This is a genomic window from Sinorhizobium mexicanum, assembly GCF_013488225.1.
Classification (GTDB): domain Bacteria; phylum Pseudomonadota; class Alphaproteobacteria; order Rhizobiales; family Rhizobiaceae; genus Sinorhizobium; species Sinorhizobium mexicanum.
In genome coordinates this window covers 3813332-3834751 of sequence record NZ_CP041238.1, presented here as the reverse complement: position 1 = coordinate 3834751, position 21420 = coordinate 3813332, and the positions used below count along the sequence as shown (strand labels likewise).

Sequence of the window (21420 nt, the reverse complement as noted above, 5' to 3'; positions counted from 1 at the left end):
CTGGAGCCTAGTGGCTTAACGAGAGCGTGTCGGCGATGAGTTTAAGCACGCCCTCGGCATCGATGCCGGTGCAGACCTTCTGGCTCGGAAGCCCGTCCCAGGGGCTCGGCGGAAACAGGCGTGCATCGGGTTTCTGGATCGTCTGCCCGTCGGCGATGCCACCGCAGACGACGCGGACAGAGCCGCTGCGGGTGCGGAACAAGTCCGGCGCAACGACATAGGCGCAGGCACAGCTGTCATGGACGATCATGCCGTCGTCGACATGCTGCTCGTAGAAGGTGATGTAGAACTGCGAGATGTCGGACAGGAGTCTTGCCGGCGCGCCGCCACGCTCGGCGATATCGACCAGCATGGCCCGTGTCATCACCGTCCGGGTGGTCACGTCGAGGCCGATGACGGTGACGGGCCAGGGCGCCGTCATCACAACGTCGGCTGCTTCCGGGTCGCCGTGGATGTTGGCTTCCGCCGCCGGCGTGATATTGCCGGGAACGTCAAAGGCGCCGCCCATGATCACGACATCCTTGACCAGCGCGGCGATTTCCGGATCTTCGCGGACCGCCAGCGCCAGATTGGTCATCCGCCCAACGGCGACGAGCGTCACCTCGCCGGGATTGGCGCGCACCGTATCGATGATGAAACGGTGGGCCGGACGGGGGTCGAGCGGCAGGTCGATCGTTTCCGGCACGTCGATATTGCCGAGTCCGTCGTCGCCGTGAATGCCCGTCGGCCAGCCGACATGGGGGCGGCCGTGATTAAAGGTCTCGCCGAGACCCTTGGCCACCGGCGCTGCGATGTTCCACGCCTGCTTCAGGAAGAGCGCGTTTCGCGTCGTCGTCTCGACCGAGGCATTGCCGAAAACGGAGGTGATGCCGATGAGATCGATATCCGGGTGGCGGTGAAGGAAGAGAAGCGCCATCGCGTCGTCGACGCCGGGATCCGTATCGAAAATAACCTTGTGCATGTGTTCTTCTTTTCTTTGTTCTGGGATGAGGAACGTGAGAATGCCACCCGTGTTAAAAAGCGGCGAAAGCTGAAAGGTGCCAAATCAACGCTTTCTCCCGTCGAGAGGAGTTCCGCGACCGCGACCGATGATGCCTGCTCCGACTAATCCGATACGCGCCATGATCTGGCTAGTCCCCCGCGGAAAAATTGCGGCATCCCTTTTAGTCGAGCCCGGCGCGAGAGCAAGACCTCCACGGTCAGTCGCCATGAACCGCGTCCGCGAGCATCCCGCTGGATGGACTTAAACTTTCCGAAAGGTCGTTGACTTATCGTGGCAACGGCCTTCGGGCTTCTTTGCAATTTCGAAGACGACAGCGGAGCCGCGGTGAAGGCTATTTTCAGCAGATTGCGTCCTTCCAAAAGGCTGGTGGTCATCCTCTCTGCCGCGCTCAGTGTTTCCGCGGCATCCGGCGGTGCCGCCGTCTATGTCGGTCGCGATAGGCTTATGTCCCGTCTTGCCGAGCCATCGCCATCCGGGCTCGAATGTACGACGATCCGGACGCTGAAGCTCGATCACAGGGGCCAGCGCTGGGTCAGGATGCATGTAAAGACCGACAGGGCGAGCGGACCGGACCGCATCAGGACGGCGCTCCGCGTGGTCGGTGCGCTATCGCACAAGGAGCAGGCCGATCTCTACCAGGTCGTCGTGCTCGATGCGGCGGGGCCGGAGGAGCGGGCTGCAGTACGCGGCGCGGCGATCGGCGCCGAGGTTCTTTTTGCTCCCGGTCCCCGAAGGGTCCCGGGCATGGAGGAGCCGTTCCGCGCTTCCTACAATGACGGGGCGGCGAACGCCTCCGGGATGTTCCACGGCAAGGCCGTTCGGCTTGAGCTTGACGAGGTGCGCGCCCTGATGAGCGCCATGGACGATCACTCGCTTTGCGTCGATTCGTCTGCGGCAGCAACGGAAGGCGCGGAGGTCGACGAAGCCGCCGCGCAAACTGTCGAGAGCGCTGAGGCGCCCGCCGGCCATTAAGGCGGGATGAGGAAAGCGTGTGCGGTTTCCGTCCGCGCCTCAATTCATTGGAATTGATTACGCTCTCCGTGGACTAAGACAATCCATCGGGAAAGAAGCAAAAAGCCCGCCTGGTGAAAGACGGGCTTTTGTATGGCCGTGTTTTGTCCGCGTGGCTCAGTCGGCCTTGTGGCGCCGGGCCGGGAACAGGATCACGTCGCGGATCGACGGTGCATTGGTCAGAAGCATGATCAGCCGGTCAACGCCGATGCCGAGGCCGCCGGCGGGCGGCATGCCCTGGTCGATCGCATCGAGGAATTCGTCGTCGAGCTGCTTTGCCAGTTCGCCGCGCGCATGCGCCTGTTCGAGCTGCTCGACCATGCGGGCGCGCTGCTCTTCCGGGTCATTGAGTTCCGAGAAGGCGTTGCCGAGTTCCCAGGTGTTGCAATAGGTCTCGAAACGCTCGACGAGGCGCGGCTCGCCCGGCACTTCCTTGGCGAAGGGCGAGATGTCCTTCGGGAAATGCGTGACGTGGGCGGGCTGGATCAGCGTCGGTTCCACCTTTTCTTCGAAGACGAAGGCGAGGCATTCGCCCCAGGTCCAATCCTTCTCGACCTCGAAGCCGCCGGCCGCGGTTGCGGTGCGCGCCTCCTCGTCGGTCTTCATCGCCAGGAAGTCGATGCCGGTCGCTTCCTTGACGGCGTCCGGCATGGGCACGCGGCGGAACGGACCCTTGAAGGAGATATCCTTGTCGCCGTAGGTGAATTCCGTCGTGCCGTGGATCGAGACCGCCAGTTCGGCGAACAGGCGCTCGACGAGGTCCATGACGTCCTCGTAGTCGGCGTAGGCCCAGTAGCACTCCATCATCGTGAATTCCGGATTGTGCCGGGTGGAGACGCCTTCGTTGCGGAAGTTGCGGTTGATCTCGAACACCTTGTCGGTCAGCCCCGACACCAGCGTGCGCTTCAGGTAGAGTTCCGGCGCGATGCGCAGGAACATGTCCAGCTTCAGCGTGTTGTGATGCGTCTTGAAGGGCTCGGCGGTTGCGCCGCCGTAGACCGAATGCAGCATCGGCGTCTCGACTTCCATGAAGCCGTCGTTCTCCATGAAGCGGCGGATGCCGGATACGATGCGGCTGCGCTGCTGGAAGCGGAGCTTCGACTCCTCGTTGGTCATGATGTCGAGGTGACGCTTGCGGTAGCGCAACTCGATATCGGAGAGGCCATGCCACTTCTCCGGCATCGGCAGCAGCGACTTGGTCAGCATCGTGATCGCTTGCGCATTGATCGTCAGTTCGCCACGCTTGGTGCGGCGGACAGTGCCCGTAACGCCGATGATATCGCCGATGTCGATCATCGGCAGCAGCGCACGCGCCTCTTCAGGCGTAGTGTCCTTGTGCGAGAAAATCTGGATCTTGCCGGAGGCGTCATGGATATCCATGAACATGCCGGAGTTGCGCGAGGAAAAGACGCGGCCGGCGACGGTCACGACGTCCTGCGTTTCGGTGTCCGGTTCCAGGCTCTCATATTTCGCCGCGAGTTCCGCATTGGTCATCGTCCGGTGGAAGTGCGCCGGATAGACGTCGCCAATCTCCGCGCGCAGCAGCTTCAGCTTCTGTGCGCGCACTTCCGTTGCGTCGGAGGAAAGGCTGGCCGTTGCTGTCTTCTCGTTCATGTTCCTGTCCCTACTTTCCGCTGCCCGCCATCGACGCGACCACCTGGGCCGCGACCTTCAGGCGCTGGCGCACGACCGCACGGCCGAGCAGTTCCATCGAATCGAACAGCGGCAGCGAGCGCTGCGAACCCGACACGGCGACGAAGAGCGGCGCGACAATGGCCTTCAGCTTCTTGCCCATGCGCTCGGCGACCGCGCGCAATTCCGCCTCGATCGATTCCTTGTTCCATTCGAGGATCCTTTCAAGATCCGGCTGAACGGTATTGAGGATCTCGAGCAATTCTTCCGGCGACGCCTTCACCCCGGCAAAGGCGGCCGGTTGCAGGCCGAGATCCGACTTGAACAGGAAGGCCGCGAGGTCGGGCAGTTCGCCGAGCTTCGAGATGCGCGACTGGGCGAGCTTCAGGCCTTCCTTGAGACGGTCGTTTTCCATCGCCCAGGCGAAGATCCTCGCGGCAAAGTCTTCCTCTGAGAGCTTCTCGCGGATCCAACGCGCGTTCAACCAATCGAGCTTCTGGATGTCGAAGATCGCGCCAGCCTTCGAGAGGTTTTCCGGATCGAACTTCTCTGCCAGCTCCTCCATCGAGAGGAGTTCTTCGCCCTCGGCGATCTGGATGAAGAACAGGCCGAGGAAGTTCATCAGCGCTTCCGGCAGGTAGCCGAGCGCCGTGTAGTAGGAGATCGATGTCGGGTTCTTGCGCTTCGACAGCTTCGACTTGTCGGCATTGCGCATCAGCGACAGGTGCATGAACTTCGGCGGTTCGAGGCCGAGATACTGATAGATCAGGATGTGCTTCGGCACCGACGCCAGCCACTCCTCGCCGCGCGCGACATGGGTGATCTTCATCAGGTGGTCGTCGACGACGTTCGCCATGTGGTAGGTCGGCATGCCGTCGGCCTTGAGCAGGACCTGCATGTCGACTGCGTCCCATGGGATCTCCACGTCGCCATAGACGCCGTCGTGGAACTTGCACGAGCCTTCGGTCGGGATCTTCATGCGCACGACATGCGGCTCGCCGGCGGCGACGCGCGAGGTTACTTCCTCCGCCGAGAGGCTAAGGCACAGGCCGTCATATTTGGGCGGCTTGCCGGCGGCGCGCTGCGCCTCGCGCATCTGCTCCAACCGTTCGGGCGTGCAGAAGCAGCGGAAACCGTGGCCATTCTCGACGATCTTCTCGACGTAGGGCTTGTAGATGTCCTTGCGGTCGCTCTGGCGATAGGGCCCGTAGGAGCCGCCGATATCGGGGCCTTCGGACCACTTCAGCCCACACCATTTCAGCGCGTCGAGCACCTTCTGTTCGAACTCCGGCGTCGAGCGCGTCGCGTCTGTGTCCTCGATGCGCAGGATGAACTCGCCGCCGTGCTTCTTTGCGAAGAGATAGTTGAACAGCGCAATATAGGCCGTGCCGACATGCGGTTCGCCGGTGGGAGAAGGTGCAATGCGCACCCGGACTGCTGAATCTGCCATGGTCTTTGCCCGTTTCGACGTGCTTTTAGGCCCTGGCCGGAGTGCATTTCCGGCGTATGGGCGCGCATTTTATGGGAAGGAAAGGCCCGCAAGGGTGCCGCACCAGCGGTATCGGCGGGCAATTCCAGTCGGCTGGCGTGAGACCATAGAAAGCCCCGCATGTCAACGGAAAGTGGACAGGCCATTTTGTTGGAACGTTCGCGGTCGTCAGGCGTTTATACAGTCGAGGACGCGGACCGTGCCAACCGGACGCGACGGAAGTGGAGAATGCGGGAATTTTTCCGGTTTCATCCCGTGACCAACGAAAACGGTAGTCGAACTCCCAACCCGTCCGGTTCGTATCCTCACTTGTCTCCCGCAGTCAAAGAGGCCTGCATTCGGCGAATGCAGGTCTCTTCTTCTGGCGTTTCGCGCTAAACGGCTGTCTGGAATTCCTTTAGTGCAGTTTCTTGGCCTGCTGCTTTCGCAGTCGGGCGTTGCGCGCCATCATGTTCAGCATTTCGACGAGGGCCGAGAACGCCATGGCGGCGTAGACGTAGCCTCTTGGTACGTGGAAGCCCATACCTTCTGCAATCAGCGTGGTGCCGATCATCAAGAGGAAGGCAAGCGCCAGCATCACGATCGTCGGGTTCCTCTCGATGAAGTTGGCAAGCGGCGTCGCCGCAAGCAGCATGACAGTCACCGCGACGATGACGGCTGCGACCATGATCGGCAGATGCGGGGTCATGCCGACGGCCGTGATGATGCTGTCGACCGAGAAGACGAGATCGAGCAGCAGGATCTGGCCGATGGCCGCGGCAAAGCTGTTGATCGCCGAAGTCGCGATGAAGTCCTCGCCATGATCACTCGGATCGACATTGTGGTGGATCTCCTTGGTCGCCTTCCAGACGAGGAAAAGACCGCCGGCTATCAGGATCATGTCCTTCCAGGAAAACGGGTGGCCGAAGGCCTCGAAAACCGGTTCGGTCAGTTGCACGATCCAGGCAACGGTGCCGAGCAGCGCCAGCCGCATGATCAGCGCAAGGCCAATGCCGACGCGGCGGGCGCTGACGCGGCTTTCGGCGGGAAGCTTGTTCGTGAGAATGGAAATGAAGATCAAGTTGTCGATGCCGAGCACGACTTCCATGATAATGAGCGTGATCAGAGCGACCCAAGCCTCAAGGCTTTGGGCAAGCGTCAGGATTTCCTGCATCGGCGATCGTTCCTCTCCTTGATCACGACGATCTTGGTCGAAACGACCAAATCATTCAACATGATCGGTTCTGACAATTAGAGCGGGACGAGGAAAACCGCGTGCAGTTCTCGTCGCCCCGCTCTGGGCGCGTCGTCGCCCAGGATTCGCCGGAGTATTTAAGGACCATCGCCACGGTGGCAAGCGCCGCTGCCGTTTCGCGGCTGCGTTTTACCGTTTACTGTTTTATCGGAGCCCAAATTTCGACGACGCCCATTCCCGTGCGGGGATCGAAGCGCTCATCATATTTTTCCATCAGGTCCGGAAGCTGGCCGTGCTCCAGCCCGGAATCCGGAAACCATGACCCGAAAACATAGTGGGCGGTGGTGGAGATCGCCGATATGTGTCCTTTGTGGAGGAATACGGCGTAGCGTTGTTTGGGCAACTTCAAAACGGTGAAGCCTGCCGGCAACCCATCGGTATCATCGACTTCCACCGAGGCCATGTAACGAAAGCGCCCGGCCTCGCCGTCCGACTGGGTGCATACGCCATAGGCGACATTCCCGCGCTGGCCGGGCACATTGCCGAAATGGGCGTTGAAGCGCTGCCAGAGCGAAGGGATGCCCTCGGTGCGATTGTAGGCATAGGTTTCGGCGAGACCGGCGAGGAGAAGTCCGGGGCTCTCCTCGAAACGGGGCGGTTCGATCTTCAAGGTGCGTGCGTCATCCATCCTGATCGGCTCCATCAGTTCGACATTGCGGACGTGCCCTTGCTTGCGGACGGACTCGGGTGTCAGGCCGAACTGTTCGCGAAAGGCACGGGTGAAGGCCTCGTGCGAGCCATAGCCCGCATCGAGGGCCACTTCGAGAATGCTGGATGTGCCATTGGCGAGGGCCTGCGCGGCGCCGCTGAGGCGCCGGCCGCGGATATAGGCGCTGATCGAGCGGCCGCTCGAAAGCCCGAACACGCGTGACAGATGGTAGCGTGAGAGGCCTGCGGCCTCGGCGATGTCGTCCAGCGATATATCCTCGGCGAAATGGCTCTCGATGAACCAGATCGCTCTGCCGATAGCACTCATGCTCACTCCCTTGCAGCGCCCGGGCGTCTTGTGATACGCGCAAGGTCACCGCAGCACTTTGGATCACCGCATGATTTTGCCCTCAAATCGATGTCGATTTGAGGAAACATGCAGAAGCGGACATGCACGTCTTACGGCCTCGCGGGCGGGCGCGTTTGATCGCAATTGCTGGATTGGCAGAGAATAGCTCCCGCGCACGACGCTCCTGTGTCCGATAGTCTAAGACGGGCGGCGCTGCAGGCCGGGGCTTCAGCTGGCGTTCGATTTCTGGCCGTAGGCGGCGAGGAACACGCGGATGGCCGATCTGACATTCTTGTCGATCCGCTCGGCAGACGGTGCTTCGCACATGCCGAAGAGGCGGCCCTTGAAGATTCCGGCCGAGGACAGTTCGATGAATTGTTTCGCGGCTATTTCCGTGTCGTCGATCAATAGCGTGCCGGCCTCGACCTGCTGGTCAAGATAGGCTTTCAGGACCGTGTAGCCGTTTTCTGGTGTTGACGTGAAGAAGCGCTGCGCCAGCCGCGGCATCCGATCGATCACGCTGAGCACAGTGTGCATGGCCCGGATCGTGTAGTCGGACGTCATGCTTGTCACCAGCGTCACGCCAAAATCATAAAGCGTGTCTTCGAGCGGCGCGTTTTCGTTCAGCAACTGCTTGACGCTGTCGACGATGCGGTTGCGCTCGCGCGCAATCAGCGCCTCGAGCAGGTCCTCCTTGTTCTCGAAATAGACGTAGAGCGTGCCCTTCGAAACGCCTGCCTCGCGGGTGATATCGTTCATGCTGGCAGCGTCGAAGTTGCTCCTCATGAAAACGCGTTTCGCGCCTTCGAGAATCTGCTCGCGTTTGGCCGGATCCTCGCCGGCGGCGTGCCGCCCACCGCTCGAAAGATGCTGTTGCTGATCCTGCAGGGATTTTTCCTGCTCTAGGCTTTTCGCTGACGTCATGGCTACCGGACGTTTCCACTCCTTTCATCAAGATGGTCTTAGACGAATTTATCCAAAACCATAAACACGGCCGGTTCCAGTAAAGACAAGGGGCGGGGAGGAGCCCGCACACTTTTGTTTGCCCTTTGAGCAAGTAATCGAACCGGCCAGTTCGATTGCCTCTTGATATGCGGTCCAAAAGGCATTATGTCAAGCGCAATCGAACCGAACGGTTCAGTTCAATCCCAGCAAAAACCGGTGTCATATGTCCGCTACCAGCACTTCCAGCGCTGCCCGTGTCCGTCCCGTCGGCGATGATTTTGAAGTCGTGGATAATCCGAAGGCCGAAGCCCCCGCGCCCACAAGCGAGGCCCCATCGGTCGTGGAGCACAAGGCCGCTGACGTTGCCGCGCCCCAGAAAAGACGCCGCAAGCCGGTGCTGCCGGTCCTGGCTCTGGCAATGCTCGCCGCCGGCGCCTGGTACGGCTATGACTGGTGGACCAACGGTCGTTTCATGGTTTCGACGGATGACGCCTATATCGACGGCGACATAGCGACCATCTCGCCGAAGGTGTCCGGCTATGTCGCTAAGGTCGACGTGGTTGCCAACCAGCACGTGAAGGCGGGCGATCCGCTGGTTACGCTCGACGATGGCGATTATCGCATCGCCGCGGAGCAGGCCGAGGCGCAGATCGCCACCCAGAAACTGGCGCTCAGCCGCTTTGATGCGCAGATCGCCGGCGCAAAGGCGAGCCTCAGCCAGGCCGAAGCCCAGAAGACGGCCTTCGAGGCGGCCGTTCGCGGCGCAGAGCTGACGCAGAAGCGCGCCAGCGACCTCCAGTCCAAGGCGGTCGGAACGGTCGCCTCGCGCGACAATGCCGATGTCGCGCTTGATCAGGCGCGGGCAAACCTCGTCGGCGCCGAGGCCAACATCGCCGCGGCCAATGCAAATATCACCGTGCTCGAGGCGCAGCGTACCGAAGCGGAAAGCACCATCCGTTCGCTGGAGCTCGCGCGCGACAAGGCCAACCGCGACCTGGGCTTCACGGTGCTCAAGGCACCCTATGACGGCATCGTCGGCAATGTGGCGGTTCAGGTCGGCGATCTCGTTTCCGCCGGTCAGCGTCTCGCGGCCCTCGTTCCGGTGGACCAGCTCTATATCGATGCCAATTTCAAGGAAACGCAGATCGCGCATCTGGTGCCGGGCTCCAAGGTGCAGATCCATGTCGATGCCTATGACGAACATCCGATCGAAGGCACCGTCGCCTCGATCTCGCCGGCATCGGGCTCGGTCTTCTCCCTGCTGCCGGCGGAAAATGCGACCGGCAACTTCACCAAGGTCATCCAGCGGGTTCCGGTGCGCATCAAGATCCCGGCCGACGTGCTGGCCGAAGGACATTTGCGCGCGGGCTTGAGCGTCGTCGTCGACGTCGATACCCGCACGGCGCCTGATCAGTCGAAAGTGGCTGGAGTAAAGTAAGGCCGCATAGCGGACGAGGAGTGGCGCAGATGGCCGCAACGGCAACGGCAGGCTCGGTCGCGGCAATCGCGCCCAGAGCCGAGGAGCATATGGACCCGAGACGGCTGATCGCCTTCTTTGCGATGGTGATCGGCATGTTCATGGCGATCCTCGACATTCAGATCGTGTCGGCCTCGCTCGCCGAAATCCAGGCCGGCCTTTCGGCCGGATCGGACGAGATCGGCTGGGTGCAGACCGCCTATCTCATCGCCGAAGTCATCATGATCCCATTGTCGGGCACGCTCGCCCGCATCGTTTCGACGCGGGTGCTGTTTTCCGTCGCCGCGGCCGGCTTCACCGCGTCGAGCGCACTTGCCGCGACCGCCACCAATATCGACCAGATGATCATCTACCGGGCGATCCAGGGCTTTATCGGTGGCGGCATGATCCCGTCGGTCTTCGCCGCCGCCTTCACGATCTTCCCACCGTCGAAGCGCAATGTCGTCTCGCCGATCATCGGCCTGATTGCAACGCTTGCGCCCACCATCGGACCGACAGTCGGCGGTTATTTGAGCCACGCCTTCTCCTGGCACTGGCTGTTTCTCGTCAACGTCATCCCAGGCATCATCGTCGCGACGCTCACCTGGACCTTCATCGACTTCGACAAACCCGAACTGGGATTGATGAAGAAGTTCGACTGGTGGGGGCTGCTGTCCATGGCGGTCTTCCTCGGCTCGCTCGAATATGTGCTGGAGGAGGGCAACGCCAACGACTGGTTCAATGACGAGCACATCATCCTGGGCGCGATTGCCGCGGCGCTTGCTGCCGCCGTGTTCTTCTATCGCGCCTTCAAGGTCGAGTTCCCGGTGGTCGACCTCAGGGCCTTCGCCAATCGTAACTTCGCCTTCGGTTCGCTCTTCTCCTTCGTCATGGGTATCGGCCTCTATGGTCTTACCTATCTCTACCCTCTCTATCTCGGGCGCATCCGGGGCTACGACTCGCTGATGATCGGCGAGACCATGTTCGTTTCCGGCCTTGCCATGTTCTTCACGGCGCCGGTCGCCGGCTTTCTTTCCGGCCGCCTCGACCCGCGGGTGATGATGACCATTGGTTTTGCGGGCTTTGCAGCCGGTACCTGGTCGATGAGCCAACTGACTGCCGACTGGGACTTCTGGGAACTGCTCGTGCCGCAGATCCTGCGCGGCTGCTCGCTGATGCTCTGCATGGTGCCGATCAACAACATCGCGCTCGGCACGCTGGCGCCCGCCCGCATCCGCAATGCGTCCGGCCTCTACAATCTGACGCGCAACCTCGGCGGTGCCGTTGGTCTTGCAGTCATCAACACCATTCTGACGCAGCGCCAGGATTTCCACTATGCCCGGCTTGCCGAGCATATCCAGTGGGGCAACCCGGAGGCGGTCGAACGGCTCCGGAACATGGCCTCGAACTTCACCGCCCACGGCCTCGACGGAACGACGATCGCGGTCAAGCAACTCGCAGCGATGGTGCAGACGCAGGCGGTGATCCTGTCCTTCGTCGACGTCTTCGTGATTTTGACGGTGCTGTTCCTGTCACTGATCATCGGCGTCATGATGATCAGCAAGCCGCAGGGCGCCGGCGCCGGCGGCAGCGGCCACTGACGGAAGCGGCACGCTTTACGTGCCGCATTCCCTGCTGCACACTCCATGACGGCTGAAGCCGATGGGCTGTCCGGTTCCGCAGAAGCGGACTTGGCTGCGGGGAGGTGTCCAAGGTGAGCAATCCGGATTGCCGCGACCTGTCCCGACGCACTTTTCTCGCGACCACCGTGGGCGCAGGTCTGTCGATCGCCGCCGGTCGCGTCCGTGCCGCCAACGCATGGCCTCCCGTCGACGCAACTTTTCTCTTCTCCAACGACGTCCACGCCTGCATCGTTTCCACCGAAGGGCTGGCGCCGAAATGCGAGGAGGAGGGCAAGACCGACGCGAACCTCTTGCGCCATGTCGCGGCGCTCAACGCAATTCCCACACAGCACTGGCCGGCGACCATCGATGGGGATCCAAGCGGCCTCGTCAGTGCGGGCAAGGAAATCGGGCGCCCGCTCGGCCTTGTTCTCGGCGGCGACATCACTGACGATGGCGGCGGTCAGGTTCGCCAGCCGCGTGAGGGGCGGCAACTGCAGCAGTTCCAGAGCCGGTACGAGCAAGGCCCGGGCCCGCAGCACATTCACTTTCCCGTCTATGTCGGACTCGGGAACCACGATCTCGACCAGGATGGCACACCGCCGAATGTCGACTGGTACCGTCGGGAGTTGCGTGACTATGTTGAGCTTACGCACCGCCAGACTGTGTTCTACAAGCCGCCGGTGCCGGTGACGAATTACGATCCGTTGTCGGACAACTATTCCTGGGACTGGGGCGGCCTGCATCTCGTCCAGTTGCAGCGCTTTGGCGGTGACCAGAACAAGGGCGCGGTGAGCGGTCTCGGCTGGCTCAAGGGGGACCTTGCGTACTACGCCGCCGACGGTCGACCGGTCGTGCTGTTCCAGCATTATGGCTGGGATGCGTTTTCGACGGAGGTCTGGGACACGACGGCGGATGTCTTCGACGATCGGGGAGAGGGGAAGCCGCATTGGTGGAGCCCGGAGCAGCGCCGGACGTTGCTCGACGCGCTGAAAAGCTACAATGTCATTGGCCTTTTCCACGGACATGAACATGACCGCGTCATGACCTATCGCGCCGACGGCGTCGATCTCTTCAAGCCGAAGGCAGCCTATCTCGGCGGCTTTGCTGTCGTCCGCATCACCGACGCCGTCATGGACGTCGCTTTCGGCGAAGCTCAGGGCGAGGCCGGCCGCGTCGTTTTTACTCACGCCTTCAGCAAACGCTTCACCTGAAAAGCCTTCACCGGAAGATGGCGGATCCGGTTCCGTCCGCGGCGGCGACATTTTTGATTTACGTACATCAAAAATTCCTCTAAGGGTTCCCCCGGGAGGAAGCGATGCGACCAACGGTTCACGATATCGCCGCCAAAGCGGGCGTCAGCCTGGCGACCGTCGACCGGGTCCTGAACAATCGCCCAGGCGTCAGGAACGTCACAAGGGACAAGGTCGAGCGCGCGATTGCCACGCTCGGCTATGTACGCGATGTCGCCGCCGCCAACCTCGCGAAAGGTCGCAACTACCCCTTCGTCTTCATCCTGCCGGCGGGCGACAACTCGTTCATGCGCGGACTCGAGGGCGAGGTGCGGGCCGCGATGGCGCGTTCGGCGGCAGAGCGAACGCAGATCACCATTCTTCCCGTTCCGGTCTTCGACGCGCAGGCGCTCGCGCAGGCGCTTTCGGAGGCGCGTCAGCGCCGGCCGGCCGGGGTGGCCGTCGTCGCCGTCGACGCCCCCGGGGTGGCCGAGGCGGTGATGCGGCTTCGGGATGATGGTATTGCCGTCGTCACCCTCGTTTCCGACCTGCCGGGATCGGGACGCGATCATTTTGCCGGTGTCGACAACATTGCGGCAGGCCGCACAGCCGGCACCCTGATGGGCCGCTTCACCGGTGGCCGCGCGGGTCCGATCGCCGTGCTGGCCGGCTCGATGCTGGTGCGCGACCATCGCGACCGGCTGGAGGGCTTTACCGCCGTCATGGCCGAGGAATTTCCGGCGCGCCCGCTCCTTCCTCTGATCGAAGGGCAGGACGATCCGATCCTTGTCGAAAAGCTCGTTCGGGCGCTCGTAGAGCGTGAGCCGGATCTTGCCGGCATCTACAGCCTCGGCGCCGGCAATCGCGGTCTCGTCGCCGCGCTCGAGAACACCGGCAGGAGCAAGACGATCTGCACGATCGCCCACGAGCTGACGCCGCACAGCCGCGCCGCGCTCCGTTCCGGCACGATCGACGCCGTGCTCAACCAGGATGCCGGGCACGAGGTGAGAAGCGCGATCCGCGTGCTGAAGGCCAAGGCCGACGGTCTTGCCGTGATCGAGGCGCAGGAACGCATCCGCATCGACATTTTCCTGAAGGACAACCTGCCGATCGAGCAGGCATAGGAGGACACCCATGTATCTCGGACTGGATCTCGGCACGTCCGGCGTCAAGGCAATGCTGATCGATGGCGAGCAGAAGATCATCGGCTCGGCATCGGGAGCGCTCGACGTTTCGCGGCCGCACCCCGGCTGGTCGGAGCAGGATGCGGCCGACTGGGTCCGCGCCACGGAGCAAGCGATCGCCGGCCTCAAGGCAGCGCATGCGGACGCGCTTGCCGCGGTCCGCGGCATCGGCCTCTCCGGCCACATGCACGGTGCGACGCTGCTCGACGAGAATGACGCCGTGCTTCGTCCCTGCATTCTGTGGAACGATACCCGCAGCTTCCGCCAGGCCGCCGCCCTCGACAGCGATCCGCAGTTCCGTGCGCTGACGGGCAATATCGTTTTTCCGGGCTTCACCGCGCCGAAGCTCGCATGGGTGCGCGAGAACGAGCCGGAGATTTTCGCCAAAGTGCGCTGGGTCCTGCTCCCAAAGGATTATCTCCGCCTGTGGCTGACCGGTGAACACGTGTCGGAAATGTCCGACTCCGCCGGCACCTCCTGGCTCGACACGAGCAAGCGCAAATGGTCGGAAAGCCTGCTCGCCGCCACGCAGCTTGAGGAACGGCAGATGCCGGATCTCGTCGAAGGTACGGAGAGTGCCGGCACGCTGAGGCCGGAACTCGCGAGCCGGTGGGGCATGGGCGCTGGCGTGGTCGTTGCCGGCGGCGCCGGCGACAACGCGGCCTCTGCCTGCGGCATGGGCACGGTCGCCGAGGGGCAGGCCTTCGTGTCGCTCGGCACCTCCGGGGTGCTCTTCGCCGCCAATGCGAGCTACCTTCCCAATCCGGAGAGCGCAGTCCATGCCTTCTGCCATGCGCTCCCGAACACCTGGCACCAGATGGGCGTCATCCTCTCTGCGACCGATGCTCTCAACTGGCATTCGGGCGTCACCGGCAGGAGTGCCGCGGAGCTGACCGGCGAACTCGGCGACGTCCTGAAGGCGCCGGGTTCCGTCACTTTCCTTCCCTATCTTGCCGGCGAGCGCACGCCCCACAATGATGCGGCGATCCGCGGCGCATTTGCCGGCCTTGGCCACGAAAGCTCGCGTGCGGTGCTGACTCAGGCGGTGCTCGAAGGGGTCTCCTTTGCGATCCGCGACAGCCTGGAGGCGCTCCGCGCGGCCGGCACGACGCTGGGGCGCGTGACCGCGATCGGCGGCGGCTCGCGCTCACGCTACTGGCTGAAGTCGATCGCGACAGCGCTCAACCTGCCGGTCGACCTGCCGGCGGACGGCGATTTCGGCGCGGCCTTCGGCGCGGCGCGCCTCGGCCTTATCGCCGCAACCGGCGCCGATCCGGTCGCAACCTGCTTCGCACCTGCAACGGCCGAAACCATCGCGCCGGAGGCGTCGCTGGTTTCGGCCTATGAGGATGCGTATCAGCGCTATCGTCGCCTCTATCCGGCGATCAGGGATGCAACGCTATGATCGGCCGCGGCACACCCGACCGTCGCTTATTGCGCCGGGATCTTGTCGAGAAAGCCGGTGACCTGTTTCAGCCGGCCATCCTCGATGAGGCCGAAATCCGTGCCCTCGATGACCGAGGTTCCGTTCGGCCCGAGCGTCCAGGAGAAGCGGATCATGTCCGCGAACCCGTCCGGCTTGCCCTTGAGGGCGAAGCGGAAGCCGGGGAACTGGTGTTGCACACCCGCAATCAGCGTGTCGATTGCTTCGTGGCCGTCGCCCCACATGACCGGGTCGCGGTAGCCGATCTCCGGCGTGAACGCCCTTTCGACAAGAGGGCCGCGCCTTGCGGCATCGGTCTCGTTCCAGGCGGCGATATAGGCTTCGGCAATGTGATCGAGGTCGTACATCGGAACTTTCCCTTCGGTTTGTGTTGCGATGGGCCGACTGTCGGCGATCGAGGGAATGAAACCAATTACCTTCCACGTAATGGCCGGCCGCCGCTCGGCGCCGGCGATCCATCATCCATGAGAGGAGCAAGACCGTGAGCACGGGATTTTTCGGCGATATAGCCAAGATCAAATATGAGGGACCGGAGAGCACCAATCCGCTCGCCTTCCGCCATTACAATCCGGACGAAATCGTTCTCGGCAAGCGGATGGAGGATCACCTTCGCTTTGCCGTCGCCTATTGGCACACCTTCGTCTGGCCGGGCGGCGATCCCTTCGGCGGCCAGACCTTCGAGCGTCCCTGGTTCAAGGACACGATGGATGCCGCGAAGCTGAAGGCCGACGTCGCCTTCGAATTCTTCCAGCTTCTCGGCGTGCCGTTCTACTGCTTCCATGACGCGGATGTGCGCCCGGAGGGCAGCAACTTCGCGGAGAACACCGGCAACCTCAACGAGATCGTCGACTATTTCGCGAAGAAGCAGGGCGACACCGGCGTCAAGCTGCTCTGGGGCACGGCGAACCTCTTCTCGAACCGACGTTACATGTCGGGTGCGGCGACCAATCCGGATCCGGACGTCTTCGCCTTTGCCGCGGCAACGGTGAAGACTTGCATCGACGCGACGCAGAAGCTCGGCGGCGAGAACTATGTGCTCTGGGGCGGACGCGAAGGCTACGAGACGCTGCTCAACACCGACCTCAAGCGCGAGCTCGACCAGCTCGGCCGCTTCGTCAATCTCGTCGTCGAGTACAAGCACAAGATCGGCTTCAAGGGTGCGATCCTGATCGAACCGAAGCCGCAGGAGCCGACCAAGCACCAGTACGATTTCGACGTCGCGACCGTCTACGGCTTCCTCAAGAAATACGGTCTTGAGAACGAGGTCAAGGTCAACATCGAGCAGGGCCATGCGATCCTTGCCGGCCACTCCTTCGAGCACGAGCTGGCCCTTGCCAATGCGCTCGGCATCTTCGGTTCGATCGACATGAACCGCAACGACTACCAGTCTGGCTGGGACACCGACCAGTTCCCGAACAATGTTCCGGAAATGGCGCTTGCCTATTACCACGTGCTTGCGGGCGGCGGCTTCAAGACCGGCGGCACCAATTTCGATGCGAAGCTGCGCCGTCAGTCGCTCGATCCGGAGGATCTGCTGATCGGCCATATCGGAGGCATGGATTGCTGCGCGCGGGGTCTCAGGGCGGCGGCGAAGATGATCGAGGACAAGGCGCTCTCGGCGCCGCTCGAAAAGCGCTATGCAGGTTGGAACGTGTCGGAGGCGAAGAAGATGCTCGATGGCGGCTTCTCTCTCGAAGAGATCGAGGCTTGGGTTCGCAAGGCCGACCTCAATCCGCAGCCGAGATCCGGCAAGCAGGAGCTCTTGGAGAACGTGGTCAACCGCTACGTCTGATCGCTGCAAGCGATGGGCGCTCCTGTTCCGGGGCGCCCATCCGCACTCGAATACACCACCATGCGCTTTGGCGGACCAAAAATGCGGCTTGCACCGACAGGCAGAAGCGGGATTGCCCCTCGTGAGAAATCTGTTAGCTTCTGCTTCCTGCAACGTTTCAGGTCTATCAGCTATCGCGAAATTAGGGTGCAACTGCACCTTTCCAGCAACCGGCCACACGGGCCGGAATCGTGATCCAGGGAGGAAAATCGGGATGAAGACCATCAAGGGCCCAGGGCTTTTTCTTGCGCAGTTCGCCGGTGACACGGCTCCGTTCAATTCCTGGGACTCGATCACCAAATGGGCGGCCGACTGCGGCTACAAGGGCGTGCAGATTCCGAGCTGGGACGGACGGCTGTTCGACTTGAAAAAGGCGGCCGAATCCAAGACCTATTGCGACGAGGTCGCCGGGAAAGCGCGCGACAACGGCGTCGAGATCACCGAGCTTTCGACCCATCTGCAGGGTCAGCTCGTCGCGGTGCATCCGGCCTATGACGAGGCTTTCGACGGCTTCGCCGCGCCGGAAGTGCGCGGCAATCCGAAGGCGCGCCAGCAATGGGCGGTGGAACAGGTGAAGATGGCGCTGACAGCGTCGAAGAACCTCGGCCTCAATGCCATGGCGAGTTTCTCCGGAGCGCTCGCCTGGCCCTTCGTCTATCCCTGGCCGCAGCGTCCCGCTGGCCTCGTGGAAACGGCCTTCGACGAGCTGGCCCGGCGATGGAAGCCGATCCTCGATCATGCCGAGGATTGCGGTGTCGATGTCTGCTACGAGATCCACCCGGGTGAAGACCTGCACGATGGCATCACTTACGAGATGTTCCTGGAACGCACGGGCAACCACGCCCGCGCCTGCATGCTCTACGATCCGTCGCACTACGTGCTGCAGTGCCTGGACTATCTCGACAATATCGACATCTACAAGGACCGCATCCGGATGTTCCACGTCAAGGACGCGGAGTTCAATCCTACCGGTCGGCAGGGTGTCTATGGCGGCTACCAGGGTTGGGTGAACCGCGCCGGTCGTTTCCGCTCGCTCGGCGACGGCCAGGTCGATTTCGGCGCGGTTTTCTCCAAGATGGCCGCCAATGATTTCGCCGGCTGGGCGGTCGTCGAGTGGGAGTGCTGCCTGAAGCATCCGGAAGACGGCGCACGCGAAGGCGCCGACTTCGTCAAGCACCACATCATCCGCGTAACCGAAAAGGCCTTCGACGATTTCGCCGACAGCGGAACGGACGAGGCAGCGAACCGGCGGATGCTGGGAATTTAGTCCTCGGCCCCTCACCCTAACCCTCTCCCCGCATGCGGGGCGAGGGAACTTGCCCCACCTTCCGCTGCCTCAGGGGGAGGCGTCGCTACGAGTCCCTTCTCCCCACCAGCGGGGAGAAGGTGCCGGCAGGCGGATGAGGGGGCGGCGCACACCAAACACTTCAGGAGAGGAAAAACAGAATGGCTATAGAGGGAAGCAGCACGGAAGGTCGTCGAAAGCGTATCCGGCTTGGCATGGTTGGCGGCGGTTCCGGCGCCTTCATCGGCGCCGTCCACCGCATCGCGGCAAGGCTCGACGATCATTATGAGCTGGTGGCCGGCGCGCTGTCGTCGACGCCGGACAAGGCGCAAGCCTCCGGCCGTGAACTTGGGCTCGATCCGAAGCGCGTCTATTCCGATTTCAAGGAAATGGCGATCCGTGAGGCGAAGCTCAAGGATGGTATCGAGGCGGTTGCGATCGTGACGCCGAACCATGTCCACTACGCCGCCGCCAAGGAATTCCTGAAGCGCGGCATCCATGTCATCTGCGACAAGCCGCTGACCTCGACGCTTGCCGATGCGAAAAAGCTCAAGAAGGCGGCGGAGGAAAGCGATGCGCTGTTCGTGCTGACGCACAACTATACCGGCTATCCGATGGTGCGCCAGGCGCGCGAAATGGTGGCGAACGGCGATATTGGCGCCGTCAGACTCGTGCAGATGGAGTATCCGCAGGACTGGCTGACCGAGAACATCGAGCAATCCGGCCAGAAGCAGGCGGCGTGGCGTACCGATCCGGCCCGGTCGGGCGCTGGCGGTTCCACCGGTGATATCGGCACCCATGCCTACAACCTCGGCTGCTTCGTTTCCGGCCTCGAACTGGAAGAACTTTCTGCCGATCTCGACAGCTTCGTCGGTGGGCGTCAGCTTGACGACAATGCCCATGTGATGATGCGCTTCAAGGCGAAGGACGGCGCGCGCGCCAAGGGCATGCTCTGGTGCAGCCAGGTAGCGCCCGGCCACGAGAACGGCCTGATGGTCCGCGTCTACGGCACCAAGGGCGGCCTCGAATGGACGCAGAAGGACCCGAACTATCTCTGGCATACGCCATTTGGCGAACCGAAGCGCCTGCTCACGCGTGCCGGTGCCGGGGCCGGGCCGGCCGCCGCCCGCGTCTCGCGCGTCCCCTCCGGCCATCCGGAAGGCTATCTCGAAGGCTTCGCCAATATTTACTCGGAGGCTGCACGGGCGATTTTCGCCAAGCGCAACGGCGAGAAGGTGGATGCGGCCGTTACCTACCCAACGATCGATGACGGCATGAAAGGCATGGTCTTCGTCGATGCCTGCGTGCAGTCCTCGAAGCGCAACGGCGCCTGGATCAAGGTCTGACATCGGGGCGGGGCCAACCTCGCCCTTTTCGCGGGTTGACATTTGCCGGTGTCCCTTTAGGCCACCTTCGAAAACGGGAGCTGGACGAGGAGAAGCGCGCGGCTTTCCGTCGGCTCCCGCTCTACCCGATGAATTGAATGCAGCAGCGTCGGTCCCGGCGTCCGGCTGCGCAGACGACGAGGCTGAACAATGATCGAAGCCAAGAAACTCGCAGAACGCTTCCCTGGCGACTTCGTCTTCGGAGTAGCAACCGCATCGTTCCAGATCGAGGGGGCAAGCAAGGCGGATGGGCGCAAGCCATCCATATGGGATGCCTTCTCCAACATGCCGGGCCGCGTCTTCGAGCGCCACAACGGCGACGTCGCTTGCGATCATTACAATCGGCTGGAGCAAGACCTCGATCTTATCAAGGGCCTGGGCGTCGAGGCCTATCGCTTCTCGATCGCCTGGCCGCGTATCATTCCGGAAGGCACCGGACCGGTGAACGAGAAGGGCCTCGATTTCTACGACCGGCTTGTCGACGGCTTGAAAGCCCGCGGCATCAAGGCCTTCGCGACGCTTTACCATTGGGATCTGCCGCTCGCGCTGATGGGCGACGGCGGCTGGACGGCGCGCACGACCGCCTACGCCTACCAACGCTATGCCAAGACCGTGATTGCCCGCCTCGGCGACAGGCTCGATGCGGTCGCCACCTTCAACGAACCCTGGTGCTCGGTATGGCTGAGCCATCTCTACGGCATCCATGCGCCGGGTGAGCGCAACATGGATGCGGCGCTCGCCGCGCTTCACTTCACCAATCTCGCCCATGGCCTCGGGGTCGAGGCGATCCGCTCCGAAAGGTCGAGCCTGCCGACGGGCATCGTCATCAACGCGCACTCGGTCTATCCGGGCAGCACCGGCGCCAAGGACAAGGCCGCGGCCGAGCGCGCTTTCGACTTCCACAATGGCGTCTTCTTCGGGCCGATCTTCAAGGGCGAATATCCTCAAGGGTTCCTGGCGGCACTCGGCAGCCGCATGCCACTGATCGAGGACGGCGACATGGAGACGATCTCCCAGCCGCTCGATTGGTGGGGCCTCAACTATTATACGCCGATGCGGGTTTCGGATGATCCGACCGCGGGTGCGGAATATCCGGCAACGGTGAATGCCAAGCCGGTCAGTCACGTGAAAACGGATATCGGCTGGGAAGTCTATGCTCCGGCGCTCGGCACGCTCGTCGAAACGCTCAATGCCCACTACAAGCTGCCCGACTGCTACATCACCGAGAACGGCGCCTGCTACAACATGGGATTAGAAAACGGCGTCGTCGATGACCAGCCGCGGCTCGACTACATCGCCGACCACCTGTCGGCCACCGCGGATCTGATTGCCAAGGGCTATCCGATGCGCGGTTATTTCGCCTGGAGCCTGATGGACAATTTCGAATGGGCGGAGGGTTACCGGATGCGCTTCGGCATCGTCCACGTGGACTACGAGACACAGGTCCGCACGATCAAGAAGAGCGGCCACTGGTACAAGGAACTGGCGGAGCAGTTCCCGAAAGGTAACCACAAGGCGGCCTAGGTCGCGTGGACATTGCGAGTACGGGGGGCGCCTCTGGCCGCGACCGTTCTGGATAAAAAGAGTAGACTTTTGCTCCAGCCTGCGTGGCTTCGCAAAAATGTACCTGTGAAACGGGGCTGCCTGCCGTCATAAGAAGCCATGTTCCA

The 21420-nt window shown here is 62.4% G+C and carries 17 protein-coding genes; 10 read left to right on the top strand and 7 right to left on the bottom strand.

The window, feature by feature from the left end; genetic code table 11:
- Positions 1-7: 7 nt before the first annotated feature.
- The gene (locus FKV68_RS18040) at positions 8-961 is read right to left on the bottom strand and encodes a nucleoside hydrolase (protein ID WP_180939151.1); all 954 of its coding nucleotides are present in this window, start codon (positions 959-961) and stop codon (positions 8-10) included.
- Positions 962-1327: 366 nt separating this feature from the next.
- Here FKV68_RS18040 and FKV68_RS18035 point away from each other — a divergent pair, with 366 nt between their 5' ends.
- Positions 1328-1975 carry a hypothetical protein gene (locus tag FKV68_RS18035; RefSeq protein WP_180939150.1) on the top strand — a complete coding sequence of 216 codons (648 nt, stop codon included), beginning with the start codon at positions 1328-1330 and terminating at the stop codon, positions 1973-1975.
- 156 nt (positions 1976-2131) lie between these two features.
- Here FKV68_RS18035 and lysS read toward each other — a convergent pair whose 3' ends face one another.
- From lysS to FKV68_RS18010, 5 genes are all read right to left on the bottom strand, one after another.
- The gene (gene lysS / locus FKV68_RS18030) at positions 2132-3628 is read right to left on the bottom strand and encodes a lysine--tRNA ligase (RefSeq protein WP_180939149.1); all 1497 of its coding nucleotides are present in this window, start codon (positions 3626-3628) and stop codon (positions 2132-2134) included.
- 10 nt (positions 3629-3638) lie between these two features.
- Positions 3639-5096, bottom strand: a complete 1458-nt coding sequence (gene gltX, locus FKV68_RS18025) for a glutamate--tRNA ligase (RefSeq protein WP_180939148.1) — start codon at positions 5094-5096, stop codon at positions 3639-3641.
- Positions 5097-5532: 436 nt separating this feature from the next.
- A complete protein-coding gene (locus FKV68_RS18020; protein ID WP_180939147.1) occupies positions 5533-6288 on the bottom strand; it encodes a TerC family protein in 756 nt (251 codons plus the stop codon).
- Positions 6289-6505: 217 nt separating this feature from the next.
- Complete coding sequence (locus tag FKV68_RS18015) at positions 6506-7345, bottom strand: AraC family transcriptional regulator (protein ID WP_180939146.1); 840 nt, start codon at positions 7343-7345, stop codon at positions 6506-6508.
- A gap of 249 nt (positions 7346-7594) precedes the next feature.
- The gene (locus FKV68_RS18010; protein WP_180939145.1) at positions 7595-8290 is read right to left on the bottom strand and encodes a TetR/AcrR family transcriptional regulator; all 696 of its coding nucleotides are present in this window, start codon (positions 8288-8290) and stop codon (positions 7595-7597) included.
- Positions 8291-8534: 244 nt separating this feature from the next.
- Here FKV68_RS18010 and FKV68_RS18005 point away from each other — a divergent pair, with 244 nt between their 5' ends.
- From FKV68_RS18005 to xylB, 5 genes are all read left to right on the top strand, one after another.
- Positions 8535-9749, top strand: a complete 1215-nt coding sequence (locus FKV68_RS18005; protein ID WP_180939144.1) for an HlyD family secretion protein — start codon at positions 8535-8537, stop codon at positions 9747-9749.
- A 29-nt stretch (positions 9750-9778) separates the two neighbouring features.
- The gene (locus FKV68_RS18000; RefSeq protein WP_180939143.1) at positions 9779-11368 is read left to right on the top strand and encodes a DHA2 family efflux MFS transporter permease subunit; all 1590 of its coding nucleotides are present in this window, start codon (positions 9779-9781) and stop codon (positions 11366-11368) included.
- Between the two features lie 113 nt (positions 11369-11481).
- Complete coding sequence (locus FKV68_RS17995) at positions 11482-12603, top strand: metallophosphoesterase (protein ID WP_425347616.1); 1122 nt, start codon at positions 11482-11484, stop codon at positions 12601-12603.
- A gap of 104 nt (positions 12604-12707) precedes the next feature.
- Complete coding sequence (locus FKV68_RS17990; protein WP_180939142.1) at positions 12708-13745, top strand: LacI family DNA-binding transcriptional regulator; 1038 nt, start codon at positions 12708-12710, stop codon at positions 13743-13745.
- Positions 13746-13755: 10 nt separating this feature from the next.
- Positions 13756-15210, top strand: a complete 1455-nt coding sequence (gene xylB, locus FKV68_RS17985) for a xylulokinase (protein WP_180939141.1) — start codon at positions 13756-13758, stop codon at positions 15208-15210.
- Positions 15211-15236: 26 nt separating this feature from the next.
- Here xylB and FKV68_RS17980 read toward each other — a convergent pair whose 3' ends face one another.
- Positions 15237-15596, bottom strand: a complete 360-nt coding sequence (locus tag FKV68_RS17980; protein WP_180939140.1) for a nuclear transport factor 2 family protein — start codon at positions 15594-15596, stop codon at positions 15237-15239.
- Between the two features lie 134 nt (positions 15597-15730).
- Here FKV68_RS17980 and xylA point away from each other — a divergent pair, with 134 nt between their 5' ends.
- The 4 genes from xylA (at position 15731) to FKV68_RS17960 (ending at position 21274) form a co-directional block, all read left to right on the top strand.
- Positions 15731-17041 (top strand): xylose isomerase, encoded by a 1311-nt coding sequence (xylA, locus tag FKV68_RS17975; protein ID WP_180939139.1) that lies wholly within the window; start codon positions 15731-15733, stop codon positions 17039-17041.
- A 253-nt stretch (positions 17042-17294) separates the two neighbouring features.
- Positions 17295-18347: a sugar phosphate isomerase/epimerase family protein gene (locus FKV68_RS17970; RefSeq protein ID WP_180939138.1), complete on the top strand. Its 1053-nt coding sequence runs from the start codon at positions 17295-17297 to the stop codon at positions 18345-18347.
- 179 nt (positions 18348-18526) lie between these two features.
- Entirely contained in the window at positions 18527-19711 is a 1185-nt protein-coding gene (locus tag FKV68_RS17965) for a Gfo/Idh/MocA family protein (RefSeq protein ID WP_180939137.1), read from the top strand.
- Between the two features lie 189 nt (positions 19712-19900).
- Positions 19901-21274: a GH1 family beta-glucosidase gene (locus FKV68_RS17960; RefSeq protein WP_180939136.1), complete on the top strand. Its 1374-nt coding sequence runs from the start codon at positions 19901-19903 to the stop codon at positions 21272-21274.
- Positions 21275-21420 lie beyond the last annotated feature (146 nt).